The 830-nt window shown below is 62.4% G+C and carries 1 protein-coding gene; it reads right to left on the bottom strand.

Annotated elements, in window-relative coordinates; all coding sequences use genetic code 11:
* Positions 1 to 830, bottom strand: an 830-nt coding sequence (locus RCCGE510_RS32670) for a MobA/MobL family protein (protein WP_007637960.1), incomplete at both ends; no start/stop codon positions are given.

Here is an 830-nt window from a genome sequence, read left to right as displayed (position 1 = left end):
GTTTTCTGCTCATCCGAGAGACGCACATGGCGGGCGAATGTCGCCTCCAGCACTTGCGTGCGAACGCCGTGCGAGGTTTGCTGCGACAGCGAGGTGGCGCGATTGGCCATCTGCGCTTCCAGCTCGATCATCGCCCGCGTCGTGTAGCGCGCCGGCACCCGCTCGCCGGTGGCAAAATCGATCGTGTCGCGCTGCAGGCGGAGAACCTCGGGATGGTGGAGGATGCGCGCCATCAGCTGTTGGAAGAGACCGGGATCGTCGACATAGCGGTGCAGCACCTTGGCGATGTCCTGGTTGTCGAAGACGCTTTTTTCCCGGGTGATCAGGTCGAGCACGATCGCCGGGTTTCGAAGGATGCGTCGGGTGTTTTCGGTGCGGCGCGCCTCGTTCAGTTCGAGCCGCTCGAGCTCTGGCCGGACGCCTTGGCTCTCCGCCTTGCGCTCGATCGCCTTGGCGCCAACGCCGAGGTGGATGGTTGGTTCAAGCTCGATACCCTGCTTCTCGTAGGAGCGGCCATCGACCCGCAGCGAAATTCCGTTCAGCGCTAGGTGATGGTTCTGGCGCTCGAACCAACCATCGCGCAGCGCATTGAACTCGGCCGCACCGCCGGCCCAGAGTTCGTAGACGATTTTTCCAGTCTTGGTCTTCAGTGGCTGGCCGTCCTCACCAATGACTGCGACCTTCTTGGCGCCAAAACCGTCCTCGGTCAGCGGACGCAGCGTCGTCATCAGGTGGATGTGCGGATTGCCGGGATTGTCGTGGATGACCCAATCGGCAACCATGCCGTATGCCAGCACATGTTTGTCGACGAAGTCGCGCACCAGCGCGAT

It is taken from the genome of Rhizobium sp. CCGE 510, from assembly GCF_000292525.1.
GTDB lineage: Bacteria > Pseudomonadota > Alphaproteobacteria > Rhizobiales > Rhizobiaceae > Rhizobium.
The sequence above is the reverse complement of the archived record's forward strand: the minus strand, read 5'-3'. Positions and strand labels throughout refer to the sequence as shown.